We start from the raw sequence: 16,298 nt of genomic DNA on the forward strand, positions 1-16,298 counted from the left end.
CTCAATCTAGGGTCTGTTAACATTTCATAAATGGCTTGCGTTGTAGGTTAAAATTGAGCAGGCAAGGCAGGAAACGAGGAGAATAGCGAGACTATTTTCGAGTTTCATAACGTAGGCTGAGATAATTTTAGCCACAACCCTTCGGGACTAGTGTGTTTTTTGCCGCTACTTCGTTACGAACTACTCATTTAGAATGACTAAATTTCGTATTTCGTGCCTAGTATCGTCTAAAAAACACACGTAGTCGCAAACATAGACGAATTGTCAACAGACCCTGGCTTTATTTTTGCCGCAATGGTTTGGCTTATCCGTGAGGAAAAATCATGATTCATCGATTGTTCTAAAGGTTAGATTAATCCGAGCCGTATGCACTTTCTTTGTTGGGGCTAAGCGGTGCAACCAATATGTTTGTGTGGTGTCTTTCATGACCAGCAAACTGCCATTTTCGAGAAAAACCTCAATCTTTTCTTGGCTATTTTTATGTTTAAAGGCAAATTTTCGAACCGCGCCTAGGCTTAAAGACGCAATTGCACCATTCTTTTTTAGATCTGTTTCACCATCACTGTGCCATGCCATACCCTCTTCACCGGTATGGTAAAGATTCAGCAAACAAGAATTAAATGTTTCCCCCGTGATCAATTCAATCTGTTGTTTCAGTTCGAGTAATTCTTCAGTCCATGGCAAGGCATATTTGGAGCTATTTGAATAAGTGTATTCAAAAGCACGATCTCCATACCAAGCCACTTTCCGTTTGGTGATGATCTTTTTGCCAAAGATAATCGCTTGGTCATTTTGCCATTCAATATGCGTAAGCAATTGCTCAAAATAATCATTGGCGATGGCTTCATCCATGATTTTTCCGAAATAATTCACTGTTCCATCTTGTGGAAGCAAATTCTCATGGGGATCGGTTAGAAACTCAAGTTGTTGCATTTTTCCATTTCACATAGGCTGATTTCATACAATGTCCACACGGGCGGAATTGCAATGCCAAGGCTTCGGCTTCACTACTAAAGAACACCCGATTGGCTTTTAACATACGCTTGCCCGAACCACAGTTTAAACGTCCATAAATTTTTAGCTTTTGATTGCCTGCAAATAAAATTTCAGCATTCCTGATTTTTCGATATAACGCCAAACGCTCAATGTCATCATGCTTAATCATCATTTAACTCACAGCATCATGAAAAATAATCCCCAATGTATAACGCTCCCCTGTACGCACCTGACTGACAGCATGCTTCATATTGACTCGATAATAGCCATGAGTGCTTTTCTTGGGTCTAAACTGCGTGGTAAAAATTAACACATCCCCTTGATCAGGTTGTAAAACAATGGCTTTTGACTGTGCTCGTGGTACTTGCTCAGTCAACACCAACTCACCACCGGTAAAATCGCTATTGACTTGACTAAGAACAAATACCATTTGGATCGGAAAATAGACCTCGCCATATAGATCTTGATGTAAGGTATTAAACCCATCTTGCTGATAGTGCAAAATCAAAACAGTGGCCTTATTTTGACCCGCTTGTTGGCATTGTTGTAAAAATTCAAGATGTGAATCTGGATATTGTCGATCCAACTTTAAAGCATCAGACCAAGCATTGGCGATAGGAACCAGATAGGGATAAAACTGAGTTCGAAGCTGTTGAAGCAAGTTTGGTAGTGGATAATTAAAATATTTATACTCGCCATATCCAAAACGATGTTGCTGCATAGTGACGGTTTTTCGATACAGTTGTTGATGGTTGTAATGACTTTTGATCAATTCACACAATTCATCAGATAAAAAGTCTTTAAGGATTGAGTAGCCTTGCATATGCATCTGAGCACGGATTGACTCCCAATCTAAACCCTCAATTTTATTGAGCAACGCTGTTGCTTGTTGTGAATTAAACGCTGGCATGTACGTGTACACCTTCCCAGCCAATCATTGCAGCTTTACGTGTTTTACCCCAATGGTATTCACCTAAAACACCTGTCGCTTGAATCACACGATGACATGGAATTAAAAAAGCCACTGGATTATTGCCAATCGCAGTACCGACTGCACGGGAAGCTTTTGGATTTCCAATCTGTTCTGCAAGGTCTGCATAGGTCGCCAATTGCCCCATCGGGATTTTAAGCAAACTTTCCCAAACTTTAAGCTGAAAATCAGTACCTTTTAGATGCAGCTTAATTTGGCTCCATGGTTTTTGTTCAGATGAGAAAATGGCCAAAGCATGTTCATGTAAGGCATCTGCTTGCTGATAAAATCTTGCTTTAGGAAATTTTTCAACGAGTGCACTATAGGCATCTTGCTCTTGTTCCACAAAAGACATAAAGCAAATCCCTTTGGCTGTTGAAGCCACTAAAACCATTCCAAAGCGTGTTTCAGCATACTGGTAGTGGATGGTTAAGTTTTCCCCACCACTTTTGTATTCAGCAGGTGTCATCCCTTCAATTTGTATAAATAGATCATGCAAACGACTGGTGCTCGATAGTCCTGTGTCATAAGTCGCATCAAATACCGAATGCTCTTGTTTTAACAAGTTTTTTGCATGTTCAATACTAATATATTGCAAGAACTTCTTCGGACTGGTTCCAGCCCATTCTGTAAATAAACGTTGAAAATGTGCAGGGCTTAAATGAATATGCGCAGCCACCTCATCTAAATTCGGTTGTGCTTTAAAATTGTGTTTAATGTATTCAATGGCTTTTGCAATACGTTCAAACTGATTGTGCTGTTGCATCGCATTTCTCCTCACTTTTCTACATCTAACTTAACAGTTGTTATGCAATGAGCAAATCCGAATCGTGCTGAGTTTAGTGATTCAATATCGTTAAAAACCTCCACAATAAAAAACCGTTAGTCATTAAAACTAACGGCTTTTAAATGGATAAATCTATTCTTCGAAATTACGTTCGTCAAAAAACAAGTAGTCCATACGCAATCTATATAAATTTACCTGATTCTTTGTATTATTGAATCGTACATGGTCGATCTATCGTGTGGCGACATGGATGTCGCTGTTGGGCGGGGGTACAGGACGTACCCCTCGCCCAACGGAAGATTTTTGTCACCTTTTCATCTCTGAAAAGTGAGGCATCGCCTACGCAAAGCTATTTAAACTTTAATTGTAAAGTGTGGCATTGCAAGCGTTATAACCATATGAATCACGTTAATGAAAGTATATAAATATATGATTTATAATTTTGACCTTATTTATAAATCGTCTAAATGCATATTTGCGCAATAAGACTATTGATAGATCTTATGCCCTTGATCACGTATTTCAGCAATTTTCTTGCCTTCCATTTTGGCATGATCTAAATGACCGCCTTTGACTAGCGCTTGAGTCTTATCAATTTGCGCAATCAATTGATCATATAATTGAGTCGAAGTCGGAGCACTGGCATCACCACGACCTTTAAGTTTGACTTTTTTAGCGTCCGTTGCAGCAGCACGCATATTATCTAAAGCTTTATTTGCTTCAGCGGCATTATTGGTTTGATTAAATGCTTTATAGTTTTTACCTAATGCCTGCATATTTTGTTGTAGCGTCGCAGCAAAAGTCATTGAGCTGAAACCTAAAGCAGAAATCATCATGACGGTGGCTAAAGTTTTTTTGATCATTATGATCTTCCTTAAAACTGTGGCTATTGTTGGGTGTAAAAAAGCCCATTGTGGCTATTGTCCATTTCCAAGATTAAACATAGTTTAAAAGCACAAAAAATAGCAAATAAAAATGCAACGAATTCGTTGCATTTTTATATTCAGAAATAATCAGAAAAAGACTTAAATTGGTTCAATCTCATGATGTAAGGCATCGTGGATCGCTTCAACCAATTGTTGTGCAATCTCTTGTTTCGAGGCTTTTTCTAAATCACGCTTTTCCATCTGGTACTGTTCTGCAAAAAACACGGTCATCGCATTTTGATCAGAAGCAAAACCAATATCAGCACGCGAGACATCATTGCAGGCAATCATATCGAGTTTTTTGGCAACCAGTTTTCCTGCTGCATATTCCTCTACATTACGAGTTTCAGCCGCAAAACCCACCATAAATGGGCGCTTTGACTGTTGCGCAATGGTCGCCACAATATCGGGGTTTTTTACCAACGAAACATTCAGCTCATCACCTGCTTTCTTGATCTTATGTTCCGCAACTTCTGCCACACGATAGTCAGCGACAGCCGCAGTTGCAATAAACACGTCACAGCCTTCCTCAAGCTGGTGCATGCTTTCATCAAGCATTTTTATCGCAGAAGAAACATTGATACGACGCACACCATTCGGGGTATCTAAACTGACTGGACCAGCCAGTAACGTCACTTTTGCCCCTGCTGAATAGCAGGCTGCTGCAATGGCAAAGCCCATTTTCCCTGTACTGTGATTGGAAATATAACGTACAGGATCAATCGCTTCACGTGTTGGTCCCGCAGTAATCACTACACGTTTTCCAGCAAGCAAGCCAAACTTCTCAGCAATCGCACGTTGTGCTTGATGGAAGTAGTTTTTAACTTGTTCAGCTAAATCTTCAGGTTCAGGCATACGTCCTAAACCGACATCACCACAAGCTTGTGAACCCGCTTCAGGCATAATCACATGTACGCCATCTTCAACTAAGGTATTTAGATTACGTTGTGTCGGCTTAGCTGCCCACATTTGCTGATTCATTGCAGGCGCAACCCAAACAGGTGCTTTGGTTGCCAAATACAAGGTACTGAGCAAGTCATCAGCCAAACCCGCGCCAAACTTTGCAATGGTGTCACAACTTGCAGGTGCAACTAAAATTAAATCAGCCCAACGCGCCAATTCAATATGCCCCATTCCCGCTTCTGCTTCAGGGTCTAATAATTCGGTATGAACTGGATTGCCTGATAAGGCCTGAAAAGTTAAAGGGGTAATAAATGCCTGTGCACCTTTGGTCATTACCACGCGTACATTAAAGCCGTAATCCTTTAAACGGCGTACCAGGATTGCACTTTTATAGGCGGCAATACCGCCTGTTACAGCGAGGATAATATTTTTATTAGAAAATACACTGAGATCAAAACTCACTATCAGGCTACCTTTCAGTTGCAGTGGCGCTCACAATATCATTAAATAGTCTATCTCCCAAGTCATTCAAGGGAGAAAAATCAGAAGTAAAATAATTTTAAAATGTGAAAAATAATGAATCATTCAATCAAACAATGGCCTGAACAAGAACGTCCACGTGAAAGATTACTCTTACAAGGGGCACACAGCTTATCTGATGCAGAATTACTTGCGATTTTTCTACGTTCAGGCTCAAAACAACACTCTGCTGTTGAATTAGCGCGCTTACTCATTCAACATTTTGGTCATTTAAATGCTGTATTTGATTCGTCTTTAGATGATTTAAAACAGTTTCATGGCATTGGCGAAAGCAAGTATTCACAACTGATGGCGGTGAAAGAATTGGGACGGCGTTACTTGAAACATCAACTAAACCAAGGTTTAGACTTGAGTCGTTCTGATTTAATCCGAGATTATTTACGTTATGAATTGATCGGAGAATCTCAAGAAGTCTTTGCTGTACTCTGTTTAGACAGCCAGTTACGTAAATTGAGTTTTAAAAAACTATTCTATGGTTCAATCAATTACTGCAATATTTCCATCAATCAATTATTACGATATGTCATACAAAAACATGCGACTTTTATCGTTATTGCCCATAATCACCCTAAAGGTTTTGCCAAACCTTCACGTGAAGATTACGATTTAACTCAAGAAATATTAAAAGCCTGTCAACTGCTTGAAATAGAATTATTGGATCATATGATCATTGCTGCTGAGCAAAGCTACTCCTTTGCTGAACACGGACTCATCAAACCCAAAACTTTCCCTACAAATGTGATTGACAAGCACCTTTGAAGCGGTGAAGATCACTAAAAAATATAGATTTAAAAGTATGATTGTCCGCGATCAAAACGATACCCTTAAAATATTACTCTCTTGGCGTGGTACGATTTTACCCAAAGTGCTGCCACCGCTTGGTTTTGTGATGCTGATTTCTGCAATTGTGGGTGGCATTGAGTATACCAATTTATATCGTTTTCCTGAATTACCCTTGGTTGGCTTTACCCTGATTGGTGTGGTGCTTTCTATTTTTCTAGGCTTTAAAAATACCGCCTGTTATGACCGTTGGTGGGAAGCGCGTAAACTTTGGGGAATGCTGATCGCCAATGCACGTCACTTTGACCGTGATTGTCGTATATTCCCTCAAGGGCGTCGTGAACGGATCATTCAACATGTGATTGTATTTGCAAACTTATTAAGAGATCGTCTGAGGCATCAAACAGCAAATCCAGATGCGCTGGTGGAAACCAGTGGTATGAGTCAACAGGCACTGACACAGTTGTATCAACAAACCAATGCGCCGCAATACACGCTGAGTTTGATCCAATGGGAATTGATGCAAGCGCTCAAAGAAGGCGAAATTTCCGACATTATCTATACCCAATTAAACGAACATGTAAATGAGCTCAGTTTGGTACAAACCGGTTGTGACCGTATTGCAACCACACCTTTGCCTTTTGCTTATTCAGTTTTATTAAATCGTACAGTCTATTTTTTCTGCTTTATGCTGCCCTTTAGCTTAGGTTCATTACTGGGTTTAGCAACACCTTTGCTGGTGGGTATTTTAGCCTATACTTTTCTGGGGCTAGATGCTTTAAGTACCGAGATAGAAGAACCTTTTGGTACGCAAAGTAATGATTTACCTTTAGATTCAATGGTAAGAATGATTGAAATTGAATTATTGGGAACTCTAGGGAAACCGACTCCTCCACCGATTCAAGCCCATGATCACAATTTACTTTAATACATCAGTTTCTGATTTTATTGCCCTTTTTAAAGAGAAGTTAAAGTAAAGGCCGAGCACTGAAAATGAAATATGTGGTTATCTTTAAGGCACAGATCAATACGCTTGATCAACAGTATTTTCAAACTGCACAACTTTTACGAGAGAAAGCATTGAGCCAGTTTAACTGCCAAAAATTTGAGTCTCTTTGTGAAAATGATTTTGAAGTTGCGCTTTCTTATTGGAATACACTTGAAGATATCCAGGCTTGGCATAAAGATGCAGAACATCAAGCAGCTCAACGAATTGGTAAACAACAGTGGTATAAAAAATTTAGTGTTGAGATTTGCCAAATTCAAAAAAGCTATTAACTCTAGATCACTTAAAAATCGGTCTATTTAGGAATGTAGATACTAAAAAATAGAATCAAGATAATCCCATTACATCTTGTTCAGTTTCTAGCGCACTTCAAATTCAGATTCAGCTGGATCAAAACGCCAAGTACGCACGATCCGCAGTTCAGAAATATCTTTCATTTTTGAATCAAAACGTCCAAAAGGTGCACCTTTACGCACTGAGTTTTTGGCAGCTTCATCGAGGATTGAATGACCTGAGCTTTCAATCAATCGTATAGCACGAATCCCACCCTCATTATTGAGAATGACCATTAAACGGACCTCACCCGAAAGACGCTGCTGTTTGGCAAGATCTGGGTAATATCGGTTTCCATACATCTCAACTTTTTCGCGAAATTTATCTAAATATCCAGCAGATGCATCTTGTTTGGCTTGAATACCATCTAAGGTTTTAATTTTTTGTTGTTTACTAAAATTTTGTTGTTTCTGTAAATATTGAGCTTCTAAACTCGCCACCATTGCCGTTTTAGCCTGCATCTGGCTCTGCAACTCTTCCATGGCCTTTTTACGATCGTTTTGTTCCGCCTGCTTTTGCCAGCTAAGAACCGTCATTAATACTTTTTCTTCGAATTTCAATTCTCGTTTTTGCTGTATTTGCTCTAAAGCTTCGAGTTGCTGATCACCCGCACTCTTGTCTTCTGCTTGCGCGGGCATATCACTTGAAATACGATGCTCTTTACGGAATGTTCCAGAACCTTGCTGATTTGCTTGCGCTAAAAAGTCTGCATCTTTAATTTCATCTTCACTTGGGCGAATACTGATTGCGATTTCTTTTGTGCTGGTATTATTTTCTTGTGGCATTCCAAATTGAACAGATAAAAAAAGTACATGTGCAATGACAGCTGCAGAAACAGCTCCAACAAATAATGCGTCTTGCCACCAGTACTCAGAATGCTGTGTATTGGCAAATAATTTTTTTATCATGACATTAATCCGACAAAATTCCCCAATCGCCAAATTTAAAATTTATTAAAATAAGTTTAACTTTACATTATTCACAAACTTTGTGACTTATTTAGTAAAAGTAAAAACGTAATTTTAAAACACTCAAAATGGTGCAATGTTTTTTGTTAAACTGCAATCGTTAGACTTGTATTTTTTTAATAATCGACAAGTTTATCGCCTTAAAAAATGATGATGATTTGGGACAATACTTATGCCGACGCTACTTTCTAACATTGTTAAACGTATTCGACAAGTATACCAAAAAGCAGAAGGTTTTATAGAAGAAGAACGCGAGTTTCCAGTATCACAAGTATTTTTAAATGCGACCTTTAAACGTTTTGTCACCGACAACGTCAAAATTTTAGAAGATTTACATGCCGACCTGCATGATGATTGGTTAAAACTTTATGCCACACTCAATGTAAAAGGCATGCATTTGGTTCTTTCGGTGGATCTTAAGTTAGTTCAAATGGAACTCAACAAAGATATGCAGTTGATTGTTTTTGAACAAATCAGTAACACCCAAGTGATCGAAGCCAGCTATCCCAGTGTTTGGTATAAGATGGGCGTAAATACTGCTTTATTCTTCTATCAAAAAGTACTGAAAAAAGATCCTTTGGGGATGATCCTAGAAAAATTTAATGTCATTACCGTAAAAGATGAATTACTTCATTTAGACCTGAATCGTTGGTTAGGAAAAAATCGTTCTATTATGGACACTTTAAACAAAGTCCATGTGAACCATGCAGAATTACGTGAAACTGAGTTGGTGGTGATTGGTAATGTAAACCTAACCGCTTTATTGAGTAAATTTAGAGAAGATAAAGACCCAGACTGGGACGAAGATGATTATCTTGAAACTGAAGTTACACCAATTGAGCAAAAGAATTAAGTCTCAAATTGCAGATTAGATTTCAAGTTATCGCAATCAAAATGTATACATAAATTCACAGGATTAGCAATAAAGTGAATATTTTCTCTTTAATTACACCGCATAATAGGTGTCATATCCAAAAATACTTTTAAATGCATAGGACATTTAATGATGGCAAAAACGTTATTTAAAACATTAAGTATCGCAACTGGTGTTTCAACTGCAATGTTATTGGTTGGATTTTCAAGCAATGCTCTTGCCATGAGTCCGTTCCAAGCAAGCTACCAGTTTGCCTATAATGGTAAAAACTTAGGTACTGCGACCCGTACATTGAGTCAAAGTGGCAATAACTGGACCTATGTATTTGCAGCAAAAGCAGCAGCAATTGCTTCTGCAAGTGAAACAAGCCGTTTTAGCTTTACCAATGGTCAAATTAACTCAAGTAGTTTTAGTCGTACCAGTAAAGTGTTGGTACATAATGACACCATGACCATTAACTTTAATCCAAACAGCAAAACCATTAACACCAAGAAAAAAGATCAGGCACGTTCTTTCCCATGGAAATCAGGTGCTTTAGATGAGTTAAATGCTGAATTACAAGTACGTGAAGACTTAAAAGGTGCCGGTCTAAAATCAAGTTATTTGATTGCAGATGCAAAAGGTTTAGATGCGCGTCGCTTTGTTAAACAAGGCACAGAGTCAATTAAAACCCCTGCGGGAACCTATAACACGGTCAAAGTTGTACTCACCCATGACAATGGTGAAAAGAGTTCAATTTTCTGGTTAGCGCCTCAATTAGACTATTTACCCGTGAAAATGTCACATGTTGATGGTAAAACATCTTATAACCTAACCTTGACCAGTTACAAAAAGTAAGACATTTTTCACCTTTTGATCAATTTCAGCTTGCATTTTTTTTAGTGCTTTTTAAAATACGCCTTTGCTTTAAAAAGCACCTTGCCTCTAGAGGATTCTCCCTGTGCACGCACTAGAACAGAAAATCTTAGCTGAAGGTATCGTTCTATCTGATCAAGTTCTGAAAGTCGATTCTTTCTTAAATCACCAAATTGACCCTGTGATGATGCAGCTCATCGGTCAAGAGTTTGCTCGTCTTTTTAAAGATGCCGGCATTACCAAAATCATCACAATTGAAGCATCAGGCATTGCGCCTGCTGTGATGGCTGGTTTGGAACTTGGTGTACCCGTTATTTTTGCACGTAAATATCAGTCTTTAACCCTTAAAGATGATTTATATCGTTCAAAAGTATTCTCTTTTACCAAGCAAATTGAAAGCACCATTGCGATTTCTAAGAAACATATTAGCAAAGGCGATAAAGCTTTGGTTATTGATGATTTCTTAGCGAATGGTCAAGCCGCTTTAGGTCTTGCTGACTTGATTCATCAAGCGGATGCAGAAGTTGTGGGTATTGGGATTGTGATTGAAAAATCTTTCCAACCAGGCCGTCAATTGTTATTAGATAAAGGCTACCGTGTTGAATCATTGGCACGTGTTGAATCTTTAGCAAACGGTACGGTAAGCTTTGTAGAAGAATAAGCTGGTCTTACTTCAAAAATTTCCATTAAAAAGAGTGCCTTAGGTGCTCTTTTTTATGCTTTTTGATCAGTAGCGTCTTTGTTTTGCCTTTTATTTTGATCAAGCCCTCAGCTATATTGTGTAAATAAAGAGATAACTCAGGTAAATAATAAATGAGATCAATCACTCAAAAATTAGTTGATCTACTCGACGTACAACAATTGGATGATGGTCTATTTCAAGGGCAAAACACACGTTTATTTGGATCACACCTTGTGGGTGGGCAATTGGTGGCACAAGCATTGATTGCCGCATCAAAAACCACCACTCGACCAGCACATTCATTACATGCTTATTTTATTCGCAGTGGTCGCACAGATATTCCGATTTTATATAAAGTTGAAAATTTAAGAGATGGCAAAAGTTTTTCGACTCGCCAAGTTCATGCTTGGCAAAACGGCCATATTATATTTTCGGCCATGGTTTCATTTGCCAATATTGAAGAGGGTTTAGAAAATCAGATTGAACCGCCTCTCTACCCTTCGCCAGATGAACTGATCCCAGAACAACAACTTAAACAAATGATTTATGAGGATGTTCCTGAACCTGCACGCGCAATATTTATGCGTCAATTTTTTATCAACATCCATCCTGTACAGCCATTCAATCCATTTAAACCGATAAAATTAGACACAAATTATGCTGAATATTTTCAAACCTTTGAAACTATTCCCACTCAACAAGATACACCCATGATGCACCAAGCCATTGCTGCATATTATTCTGACTATAACCTGCTGACGGTTTCACTTAGACCGCATGGTGTCAGCTATGCGAACGGCGGTGTACGTAGTGCAAGTTTAGACCATAGCATTTATTTTCATACAGATTTTAGAGTAGATGAGTGGCTACTTTATGATATGAATGCCACAGTATCTAGCCAATCCAGAGGGCTTAATTTCGGCCGGATGTGGCAAGATGGTCGATTGGTGTGTAGCGTTAATCAGGAGAGTTTAATGCGGCTGAAGCAATAACAAGATGTTTCTATAAGCTTGTGTCAATCATTCTAGCGATTACATTCACACAAAATATAAAGACTGGTCACGGTATTCAGTTACAATCAAAATCATGTCATATCCCTGACATGATTGTAACGATAGCGATAAGCATGACAAAAATGCCAGTAGTGAACGTGAATATAACGCTTAACCATAACTTAACGAAGACAAATGGACTTTGTTGAGTGAGTAAAAATCAATGACTGATGAACAAACAGTAAAGTGCCCAAAGTGTGGCGCTACAGACTTAGAACGCCGTGATCATGAACAACTTTTAGGCAAAGCAGGCAGTGTATTATTGACTTCTGCGGGTGCAGCAGCAGGAACTGTAGGTGGCGCTGCCTCTGGTGCTTCTATTGGTGCGGCTATCGGAACGGTTGCAGGTCCTTTAGGCGTTATTGTTGGTGGAACTGTAGGAACCTTCGTAGGCGCAATCAGTGTTGGAATTACAGGTGGATTTCTAGGAAATCGCTTTGGTAAACGAGCAGGTGTGATTGTTGACCAAAATATCTTTTTTGATTACCAATGTAAAAAATGTAATCATCGCTTTAATCTAAAATAACAAAATATAAAATATCAATATGATAAAGAACTTCTCTTTTAATCGATTAGAAACGAGCAAAAAGAGAAGTCTTTGAATTATTATCTAGATCTCACAAGAGCATCAAAAATTATGGGTTTAACTTTTTAACCATTTCACCTAGACGTTTGCCCTGTTCTGCACATAAAGCTTTTTCATCAGAACTTAAGTTTTGGTCATGACGTGGTCCACTGACATGACTGACGCCATACGGCGTACCGCCTGATTTGGTATTGGATAAGGCTGGATTGGCATTGGTCAGCCCCATGATCATCATGCCATGATGGAACAATGGCGGTAACATCGTTAATAATGTACTTTCCTGTCCACCATGCATTGACCCTGACGCGGTAAATACACAAGCAGGTTTATCGTGTAATGCACCATTTAACCAAAGGCTAGTGGTTTGATCCCAAAAGTATTTCATTTCAGATGCCATATTGCCAAAACGTGTTGGTGAACCTAAAGCCAATCCTGCACAATTTTGTAAATCATCCAATGTACAATAAATATCGCCATGTTCTGGAATACTGGCTTCCGCTTCTTTCACGACAGTGGAAAGATTCGGCACAGTTCGAATTTTTACTGCGACACCCGCTGCTTCTACCCCGTTGGCAATCAAGTGTGCCATCTCTTTGGTAGATCCATATTTACTGTAATAGAGTACGAGAACATAAGCTTGCATAGAGATTTCTTGATTTCAACATAAGAAAATAAAACTATACGGTATTTTTCTGCTTTTTTGGGTAAGCTAGACAATGAAAATGCAAGATATGCCGAAAAATAATTGAGATCAAAGATATATATGCTTGAATTACTTAAAAAACTACCCTTCTATGAAAAAACTTGGTTTCAATTCATTCTTTTTGTACTTGGTCGTTTTGAAGCAGATCGTTGTCGTGAACAAGCGGGATCGCTAACCTATACGACATTATTTGCTGTTGTTCCAATGTTGACTGTTTTCTTGGTTATTATCTCATCAATCAAAGCCTTAGAGCCTGCTAGACAGCAACTCCAGCAGATGATTTATAGTAATTTCTTGCCGAAAACCAGCATTGCTTTTGATAAAGCTTTTAATGTCTTTACCGAGAACTCAAGTAATTTAACTGTTATTGGTGTGCTGTTTTTATTCATTACCACAGTACTGATGCTTACCAGTATCGAAACGGTTTTTAATCGGATTTGGCGTGTTCAAGAAACGCGTAATGGCATCATTGGCTTTATGCGTTATTGGACCATTATTTCTTTAGGCCCGATTTTATTGGGGAGTGCCTTTGTCATTTCATCAACATTGGCCTCTATGAATGTTTTAAGTAATAACTTTGCTGGTTATGAAGTTGATGGTACAGCGTTACTTGGGGTCATTTCGTTTGCACTGACCACTTTAGGCTTTTTCATTTTATATTGGACGATTCCAAATCGCAGTATTCCTGTTCGAGCGGCCGCGATTGCAGGTCTTTTTGGTGCGATTGCATTTGAGCTACTTAAAAACCTATTTGGTTTTGTTATGGCAAATTTCACCAGCTATACCCTTGTTTATGGTGCTTTTGCTGCTGTACCAATTTTCCTATTATGGATCTTTTTATCGTGGAATATCGTCTTATTGGGTGTGGAAATCAGCTATGCCCTTACCGCATTTCATACAGGTAAAATCCAAACCCGCCATCCTGTGTTGATGATGCTCGATATTCTGGAATTATTTTATAAAAAACAGAAAACGGGTGAAGTGGTGACTGATGCAGAAGCATTAAATATTTTAGGTCGTGGTGAAATTGGACGCTGGCCAGTTTATATCCAACTTCTAGAAAAACAGAATTTGGTTAAATGTACTGACAATAATGAATATGTGCTGGTCAGAAATTTAGATGAAATTGATTTCTGGTCATTCTATACATCATTGCCTTATACCCTCCCTCGTCGTCATGATGTTGAACATGTCCATGATGATGATGTATGGATGAAGCATATCGGTCCAACCTTAATCGAATCCGATGAATATTTGGCAGCCAAGTTATCAATTCCGCTTTCGACCATTTTGGATGATAAGTAATTTTAACCAAGATAGATAAACAACTTCCCTTTCCAAGCAGTGCTCATTGGAAAGGGAAGTGATATTCCTTTTTCGATGAATCGTTATAATTTCGCAATAGCAAAAACCACTGCATAAAGCGGATAAAAGACACCCCAATGGTATGAACCTGTCTTTTTTATAGGATATAATTCAAAGTAGACAAAAGATCTTTTTATTCAGGCAATCTTTGCATGACGATAACAAAAACCAGCGATAAAAATATACTGACTCAACTCAGTACCAATGATGAAATTGTTGCACCGCTGTGGCTTATTTTTCGACATGATCCTGCACTGTCGGTTTATCCTGAACATGGGCATGCTTGGGGCGAATTTATTTATGCTTTTAATGGGGTGATGGAAGTCAATATTGATCAAATTAATTATATTACGCCACCTCCATATGGAGTTTGGTTACCGCCAAATACGCAACATAGTGGTTTGAATCGGACTCCTGTTTCCCATGCAACTTTGTATATCCACCAATCGTTATGTAGTGCCTTACCTCAACAAGCAGGGATTCTCTTAACCTCGCCTTTGGTTTCAGCGATTTTACAGCACATCAAACAACATCCAATGCAAGCATCTGAGCCTGAATATTTGCGACTATTACAGATATTACTTGATCAATTACAACATGCTGAGTTAATCGGTAGTTATTTACCCCATACCAATCATACTGCCTTAAAACAAGTTTTGGATTTTTTACATGCCCACCCTGCTGATCACAGTACGCTAGAGGCTTTAGCCCAACGGATTAATATGACTGAACGTACCTTGGCAAGACTGAGTCAAAAAGAGTTGGCAATGTCACTCAATGAATGGCGACAACGGCTTAAAGTCATGAAAGCGATGTCTATGCTCAATGAGGGGAAAACGGTTGAAAGCATTGCACTGGATTTAGGTTATGCCAATGCTTCTGCTTTTATCAATATGTTTAAACGTTGGATGATGCGTACCCCAGATCAGTTTAGAAAATTGTTGCATCACTAAATCAACTTTTTACATTTTAAATAGATGAAGTGGAGCGATCTAAATATTGATAATCAATAATCTTCCCGACCAATCTATATGTCGATCTAAAAAGGCATGGGCTGAATTTAACTTTGCTTTATGTATTGATTCACCAAAGTCATCCATTGCTAATTTTATTATGACGAGCCAATTGGCGATTTTAATACGATTCAAACAATAGCTAAAAAATAGCAATACTGTAAATTTTAACTGGCTGTAAATTTCAACGGATAAATCAAGTGGGATATATCGTAAAAGTTAACGATGAATTGTTATTTTATAAAACTGTAGATAATAAAAAACCCAATGCGTATTGATTATAAATAAACATTGGGTTGATTGCATTTTAAATACTTACTTTACAAAGGTTTTCCAAACAAAATCTTGGCTTTGACCATGTAAAGTCATACTCAATTGATCACCAGAAGCCAATGCTGCAACACCTGCAGGTGTCCCTGTCATCACCACATCCCCTGGTTCTAAAGAGAATACTTGGCAAATGTCTGCAAGTAAGTAAGCAATATCAAAAATCAATAAAGCAGTATCGCCCTTTTGACGGACTTCATCATTTACTGCAAATTCAAATGTAACAGCCGACCAATCTTTAATCTCATCCACACTGACCCAATCTGCCAGTACACATGAGCCATCAAAAGCTTTTGAACGTTCCCAAGGCTGGCCTTTGCCCTTTAAGTCATCTTGGAGATCACGTAAAGTTAAATCTAAGCCTAAAGTCACCGCACCAATCGCATCCAATACTTTATCTAAATTGGTTTCGCCCTTAAGTGGCTTGTCGATACGTAACGTCAGTTCACATTCATGGTGACAATTTCCCCACGCCTCATTCCAAGAGATACCGTCTTGCAATGAAATCAAACTACTGGGCGGCTTGATAAATAAGACTGGACGATCTGGAATTGCGTTACCTAATTCTGCTGCATGCGCTGCATAACTACGACCGACACATACAATCTTAGATGGACGTGTACTCATATGGT

The 16,298-nt window shown here is 38.6% G+C and carries 19 protein-coding genes; 10 read left to right on the plus strand and 9 right to left on the minus strand.

The genetic code is table 11. The annotated features are described in order from the left end of the window. Window positions 1–321: 321 nt before the first annotated feature. The 6 genes from M2R48_RS18555 to coaBC all read right to left on the minus strand — a co-directional run bounded on the left by M2R48_RS18555 (window position 322) and on the right by coaBC (window position 5,044). Window positions 322–933 carry an alpha-ketoglutarate-dependent dioxygenase AlkB family protein gene (locus M2R48_RS18555; RefSeq protein WP_244014144.1) on the minus strand — a complete coding sequence of 204 codons (612 nt, stop codon included), beginning with the start codon at window positions 931–933 and terminating at the stop codon, window positions 322–324. After that, window positions 920–1,165: an Ada metal-binding domain-containing protein gene (locus M2R48_RS18560; RefSeq protein ID WP_056512381.1), complete on the minus strand. Its 246-nt coding sequence runs from the start codon at window positions 1,163–1,165 to the stop codon at window positions 920–922. The genes M2R48_RS18555 and M2R48_RS18560 overlap by 14 nt, the downstream gene beginning before the upstream one ends. 3 nt (window positions 1,166–1,168) lie before the next feature. Next, complete coding sequence (locus M2R48_RS18565) at window positions 1,169–1,906, minus strand: 2OG-Fe(II) oxygenase (protein WP_262087099.1); 738 nt, start codon at window positions 1,904–1,906, stop codon at window positions 1,169–1,171. Next, window positions 1,893–2,732, minus strand: a complete 840-nt coding sequence (locus M2R48_RS18570; RefSeq protein ID WP_262087100.1) for a methylated-DNA--[protein]-cysteine S-methyltransferase — start codon at window positions 2,730–2,732, stop codon at window positions 1,893–1,895. The genes M2R48_RS18565 and M2R48_RS18570 overlap by 14 nt, the downstream gene beginning before the upstream one ends. A gap of 509 nt (window positions 2,733–3,241) precedes the next feature. Further along, window positions 3,242–3,616, minus strand: a complete 375-nt coding sequence (locus tag M2R48_RS18575) for a cytochrome b562 (RefSeq protein ID WP_004725812.1) — start codon at window positions 3,614–3,616, stop codon at window positions 3,242–3,244. Between the two features lie 162 nt (window positions 3,617–3,778). Beyond that, window positions 3,779–5,044, minus strand: a complete 1,266-nt coding sequence (gene coaBC, locus M2R48_RS18580) for a bifunctional phosphopantothenoylcysteine decarboxylase/phosphopantothenate--cysteine ligase CoaBC (RefSeq protein WP_262087102.1) — start codon at window positions 5,042–5,044, stop codon at window positions 3,779–3,781. 114 nt (window positions 5,045–5,158) lie between these two features. On the opposite strand from coaBC, the gene radC reads away from it, so the two are divergent. The 3 genes from radC (at window position 5,159) to M2R48_RS18595 (ending at window position 7,180) form a co-directional block, all read left to right on the plus strand. Beyond that, window positions 5,159–5,881, plus strand: a complete 723-nt coding sequence (gene radC / locus M2R48_RS18585; protein ID WP_004725808.1) for a RadC family protein — start codon at window positions 5,159–5,161, stop codon at window positions 5,879–5,881. A gap of 37 nt (window positions 5,882–5,918) precedes the next feature. Beyond that, window positions 5,919–6,830 (plus strand): bestrophin family protein, encoded by a 912-nt coding sequence (locus tag M2R48_RS18590; protein ID WP_004725806.1) that lies wholly within the window; start codon window positions 5,919–5,921, stop codon window positions 6,828–6,830. A gap of 65 nt (window positions 6,831–6,895) precedes the next feature. Continuing rightward, entirely contained in the window at window positions 6,896–7,180 is a 285-nt protein-coding gene (locus tag M2R48_RS18595; RefSeq protein WP_056512243.1) for an antibiotic biosynthesis monooxygenase family protein, read from the plus strand. A gap of 87 nt (window positions 7,181–7,267) precedes the next feature. Here M2R48_RS18595 and M2R48_RS18600 read toward each other — a convergent pair whose 3' ends face one another. Next, window positions 7,268–8,149: an energy transducer TonB gene (locus M2R48_RS18600; RefSeq protein WP_004725801.1), complete on the minus strand. Its 882-nt coding sequence runs from the start codon at window positions 8,147–8,149 to the stop codon at window positions 7,268–7,270. Window positions 8,150–8,381: 232 nt separating this feature from the next. On the opposite strand from M2R48_RS18600, the gene M2R48_RS18605 reads away from it, so the two are divergent. From M2R48_RS18605 to M2R48_RS18625, 5 genes are all read left to right on the plus strand, one after another. Beyond that, the gene (locus M2R48_RS18605) at window positions 8,382–9,062 is read left to right on the plus strand and encodes a hypothetical protein (RefSeq protein WP_209827969.1); all 681 of its coding nucleotides are present in this window, start codon (window positions 8,382–8,384) and stop codon (window positions 9,060–9,062) included. A gap of 153 nt (window positions 9,063–9,215) precedes the next feature. Next, window positions 9,216–9,920, plus strand: coding sequence for a DUF3108 domain-containing protein (locus tag M2R48_RS18610; protein ID WP_262087534.1), 705 nt, complete (start codon window positions 9,216–9,218; stop codon window positions 9,918–9,920). Between the two features lie 103 nt (window positions 9,921–10,023). Continuing rightward, complete coding sequence (locus M2R48_RS18615; RefSeq protein ID WP_004725796.1) at window positions 10,024–10,599, plus strand: xanthine phosphoribosyltransferase; 576 nt, start codon at window positions 10,024–10,026, stop codon at window positions 10,597–10,599. A gap of 152 nt (window positions 10,600–10,751) precedes the next feature. After that, on the plus strand, window positions 10,752–11,612 hold the full coding sequence (locus tag M2R48_RS18620; RefSeq protein WP_262087104.1) for an acyl-CoA thioesterase: 861 nt from the start codon (window positions 10,752–10,754) through the stop codon (window positions 11,610–11,612). A 223-nt stretch (window positions 11,613–11,835) separates the two neighbouring features. Continuing rightward, the gene (locus M2R48_RS18625) at window positions 11,836–12,198 is read left to right on the plus strand and encodes a hypothetical protein (protein WP_004725792.1); all 363 of its coding nucleotides are present in this window, start codon (window positions 11,836–11,838) and stop codon (window positions 12,196–12,198) included. A 109-nt stretch (window positions 12,199–12,307) separates the two neighbouring features. Here the strand turns inward: M2R48_RS18625 and wrbA are convergent, their stop codons facing one another. Beyond that, entirely contained in the window at window positions 12,308–12,901 is a 594-nt protein-coding gene (gene wrbA, locus M2R48_RS18630) for an NAD(P)H:quinone oxidoreductase (RefSeq protein WP_096735197.1), read from the minus strand. Window positions 12,902–13,021: 120 nt separating this feature from the next. Between wrbA and M2R48_RS18635 the strand changes: the two genes are divergently transcribed. Together M2R48_RS18635 and M2R48_RS18640 are read left to right on the plus strand one after the other, a co-directional pair. Further along, complete coding sequence (locus M2R48_RS18635) at window positions 13,022–14,266, plus strand: YihY family inner membrane protein (RefSeq protein ID WP_244014156.1); 1,245 nt, start codon at window positions 13,022–13,024, stop codon at window positions 14,264–14,266. A 212-nt stretch (window positions 14,267–14,478) separates the two neighbouring features. Next, entirely contained in the window at window positions 14,479–15,279 is an 801-nt protein-coding gene (locus M2R48_RS18640) for an AraC family transcriptional regulator (RefSeq protein WP_262087105.1), read from the plus strand. A 375-nt stretch (window positions 15,280–15,654) separates the two neighbouring features. Here the strand turns inward: M2R48_RS18640 and M2R48_RS18645 are convergent, their stop codons facing one another. Beyond that, the gene (locus M2R48_RS18645) at window positions 15,655–16,293 is read right to left on the minus strand and encodes a fumarylacetoacetate hydrolase family protein (protein WP_004725784.1); all 639 of its coding nucleotides are present in this window, start codon (window positions 16,291–16,293) and stop codon (window positions 15,655–15,657) included. Between the last annotated feature and the right edge of the window lie 5 nt (window positions 16,294–16,298).

This window comes from Acinetobacter sp. I-MWF, from assembly GCF_025433935.1.
GTDB lineage: Bacteria > Pseudomonadota > Gammaproteobacteria > Pseudomonadales > Moraxellaceae > Acinetobacter > Acinetobacter guillouiae.

What these genes read in the sequence shown, in the direction of transcription:
- M2R48_RS18590 (WP_004725806.1), top strand. Translation starts at nt 5,919, where the DNA reads ATGATTGTCCGCGATCAAAACGATACCCTTAAAATATTACTCTCTTGG.
- M2R48_RS18575 (WP_004725812.1), bottom strand. Translation starts at nt 3,616, where the DNA reads ATGATCAAAAAAACTTTAGCCACCGTCATGATGATTTCTGCTTTAGGT.
- M2R48_RS18610 (WP_262087534.1), top strand. Translation starts at nt 9,216, where the DNA reads ATGGCAAAAACGTTATTTAAAACATTAAGTATCGCAACTGGTGTTTCA.
- M2R48_RS18640 (WP_262087105.1), top strand. Translation starts at nt 14,479, where the DNA reads ATGACGATAACAAAAACCAGCGATAAAAATATACTGACTCAACTCAGT.
- M2R48_RS18600 (WP_004725801.1), bottom strand. Translation starts at nt 8,149, where the DNA reads ATGATAAAAAAATTATTTGCCAATACACAGCATTCTGAGTACTGGTGG.
- M2R48_RS18625 (WP_004725792.1), top strand. Translation starts at nt 11,836, where the DNA reads ATGACTGATGAACAAACAGTAAAGTGCCCAAAGTGTGGCGCTACAGAC.
- M2R48_RS18565 (WP_262087099.1), bottom strand. Translation starts at nt 1,906, where the DNA reads ATGCCAGCGTTTAATTCACAACAAGCAACAGCGTTGCTCAATAAAATT.
- wrbA (WP_096735197.1), bottom strand. Translation starts at nt 12,901, where the DNA reads ATGCAAGCTTATGTTCTCGTACTCTATTACAGTAAATATGGATCTACC.
- M2R48_RS18620 (WP_262087104.1), top strand. Translation starts at nt 10,752, where the DNA reads ATGAGATCAATCACTCAAAAATTAGTTGATCTACTCGACGTACAACAA.
- M2R48_RS18560 (WP_056512381.1), bottom strand. Translation starts at nt 1,165, where the DNA reads ATGATTAAGCATGATGACATTGAGCGTTTGGCGTTATATCGAAAAATC.
- M2R48_RS18555 (WP_244014144.1), bottom strand. Translation starts at nt 933, where the DNA reads ATGCAACAACTTGAGTTTCTAACCGATCCCCATGAGAATTTGCTTCCA.
- M2R48_RS18570 (WP_262087100.1), bottom strand. Translation starts at nt 2,732, where the DNA reads ATGCAACAGCACAATCAGTTTGAACGTATTGCAAAAGCCATTGAATAC.
- radC (WP_004725808.1), top strand. Translation starts at nt 5,159, where the DNA reads ATGAATCATTCAATCAAACAATGGCCTGAACAAGAACGTCCACGTGAA.
- M2R48_RS18645 (WP_004725784.1), bottom strand. Translation starts at nt 16,293, where the DNA reads ATGAGTACACGTCCATCTAAGATTGTATGTGTCGGTCGTAGTTATGCA.
- M2R48_RS18595 (WP_056512243.1), top strand. Translation starts at nt 6,896, where the DNA reads ATGAAATATGTGGTTATCTTTAAGGCACAGATCAATACGCTTGATCAA.
- M2R48_RS18635 (WP_244014156.1), top strand. Translation starts at nt 13,022, where the DNA reads ATGCTTGAATTACTTAAAAAACTACCCTTCTATGAAAAAACTTGGTTT.
- M2R48_RS18605 (WP_209827969.1), top strand. Translation starts at nt 8,382, where the DNA reads ATGCCGACGCTACTTTCTAACATTGTTAAACGTATTCGACAAGTATAC.